Below are 2,447 nucleotides of genomic sequence, written 5' to 3' on the forward strand. Positions count from 1 at the left end.
CACTTACTTAAGTTAATCTCTATAATTTTCCCATGCCCATTGTCGCTGCTTCTCTCGCCATTGGTCATGGGATTTTTTCTGCCCTCCGCTTGTTCTAGTACAGAACACATAATTTCATCAAGCTAGATATTTGTTATATTGCAAAGGCATTGTTAAAATAACAATACAGACTACGGACATATAAAGGAGTAAACAGCATGGAGCAAGGAAACCCTACACCATATGAAGCCATTGGAGAAGGGCTTTTACACAAATTAATCGATGTATTTTACTCCAATGTAAGCCAACATCCGGATTTGATACCGATATTTCCAGATGATTTTACTGAAACGATACGTAAACAAAAACAATTTATGACGCAGTATCTTGGAGGTCCTTCTCTTTACACAGAAGAACATGGTCATCCGATGTTACGTGCTCGTCATATCCCATTTGAAATTACACCTAGACGGGCAAAGGCATGGCTGCATTGCATGAACAGAGCCATGGATGAAGTAGGTCTTGAAGGAGATCTCCGGGAATTTTTCTTTCATCGTCTCGATTTGACCGCACAACATATGATTAATACTTCCGAGACGGACGGGAAAGGAGTAGAAATTTGAGCGCTCAAAAACCAGTTTTCATTGTTTCTGATTGGATTACCTCGCAGCATTCATATGCAGGAAAAAAACCAATAGAAATTTATGTTTTTATTGATCCTTTGTGTCCAGAATGCTGGGCCATGGAACCGGTACTTAAGAAGCTGCACATTGAATATGGACATTTATTCAGTATTAGGCATGTAATTAGCGGAAAACTCGCTTCACTTAATAACGGAAAAAATAAAAATTTTGAAAACATAGCTCAAGTTTGGGAAAAAACTGCCAGTCGTTCCGGTATGTCTTGTGATGGGACGATTTGGGAAGACAATCCAATTTCTTCCCCTTTTGCAGCCTCTATTGCGATTAAGGCTGCAGAGCTTCAAGGAAAAAGGCTGGCAGCACGTTTTCTGCGAAAGCTCCAAGAATTTTTATTTGTAAATAAGCAAGATATTTCTAATATAGATGTTTTAACAGAATGCGCCCGTCAAGTCGGACTTGATGTTACTGAATTCCTCGATGATATCCATTCAACGAGTGCCGCAAGAGGCTTTCAATGTGATTTAAAGATTACTTCTGAAATGGAAGTCAGCGAAATCCCTTCCCTCGTGTTTTTTAATCAAAACATTGAAGAAGAAGGAATTAAAGTATCTGGCGCATATCCTTATAGTATCTACGTGAATATCATCGAAGAAATGCTTGGTACACTTCCAGAACCAAGTGAGCGTCCTAAGCTCGAAGAATTCATGAAGTCCTTTCAATTCGTTGCAACAAAAGAGATTGAAGTGGTTTATGATATGACTAAGAATGAAGTAGAATGTCAGATGAAGCGCCTTGTTTTGAAACAAGTTGTCCAACGGATCCCGGCTAAATACGGAACCTTCTGGAAGTATATTAAAAAGCCAGACTGCGAAAGATAAATCACCGCAGCCTGGCTTTTTTTAGATTTAACCAAATAAAAGCCCTGCAAATTACTTTGCAGGGCTTTTTCTATAAAAACGAACAAAGGGGATGGGAGAAATTTCACAATAAACAAAAGGGGATTTCGTTACATGTGAGTTGTTACAATTTCTACTTTCAATCTTAACAATATTCCTCAGCAGCATCAAGTTCTTGATACCAACTTCACAATATTGTCACTTGTAAACCATTGGAATTCCTGGAAATCGCGAGTTTGCAGGAATTCATCTATAAAATACGAACAAAGGGGATGGGAGAAAGTTTTCACGGTCAAACAAAGGGGTATAAGTTTGTTTGTGATAAACTTCACAATATAAATATACCAAGTTCTCGACTGATTTACAAGTAAATGTGATAGATTTCACAAATTCGTCATATTTAGGATTCTAGTTCATAATCCGACGCATATGTTGAATATAATAACATATAATCCGGAGGAAATTCGAATGAAAACAACTATTTATCCCTGTTTATTTTTGGCAGCTTTATTTCTTCAAATCCTTGCTTTTCTAGATGCATTTCCACTATTAATCAGCTCACCCATTCTCTTCATTACCATATTTATCTTATTAACAAGAATCACCAAACAGAACCATTTTAAAGGCTTCTTTCGGGCCGTTAAATAACACCAATTACACTAAAACGGAAGCGTAATGAGAACGTTTCTATTTTTTATGCTTGACTTTTCTGTCTATTCCTCGACTTAGGGTCACCTGTACTAGGCAAATAGCAACTTGAACAGTTCTCATTCGGCCCTAACTGGAATACATTCGGCCCATTCCGTCTTTTATTCGGCCCTTTTCCTACTTTATTCGGCCCTTCTTGCTTTCCATTCGGCCCTAAGACTTCTTGATACTCATTTTTGACAAATCCTTTCCATGCTTCCGCAAGTAAAACTACCATGAGAGC

4 protein-coding genes are annotated in these 2,447 nt (G+C 38.0%); 3 read left to right on the forward strand and 1 reads right to left on the reverse strand.

The features are described 5' to 3' along the window. Positions 1-197: 197 nt before the first annotated feature. The 3 genes from AC52RT_RS01425 (at position 198) to AC52RT_RS01435 (ending at position 2,164) form a co-directional block, all read left to right on the forward strand. On the forward strand, positions 198-602 hold the full coding sequence (locus AC52RT_RS01425) for a globin domain-containing protein (protein ID WP_495539103.1): 405 nt from the start codon (positions 198-200) through the stop codon (positions 600-602). Beyond that, the gene (locus AC52RT_RS01430; protein WP_495539104.1) at positions 599-1,498 is read left to right on the forward strand and encodes a ClpXP adapter SpxH family protein; all 900 of its coding nucleotides are present in this window, start codon (positions 599-601) and stop codon (positions 1,496-1,498) included. The genes AC52RT_RS01425 and AC52RT_RS01430 overlap by 4 nt, the downstream gene beginning before the upstream one ends. A 486-nt stretch (positions 1,499-1,984) precedes the next feature. Then, the gene (locus AC52RT_RS01435) at positions 1,985-2,164 is read left to right on the forward strand and encodes a hypothetical protein (RefSeq protein WP_495539105.1); all 180 of its coding nucleotides are present in this window, start codon (positions 1,985-1,987) and stop codon (positions 2,162-2,164) included. Positions 2,165-2,210: 46 nt separating this feature from the next. Here AC52RT_RS01435 and AC52RT_RS01440 read toward each other — a convergent pair. Continuing rightward, positions 2,211-2,447: hypothetical protein (locus tag AC52RT_RS01440; protein WP_495539106.1), on the reverse strand; the 237-nt coding region annotated here is incomplete at its 5' end.

Source organism: Peribacillus sp. (assembly GCF_059453735.1).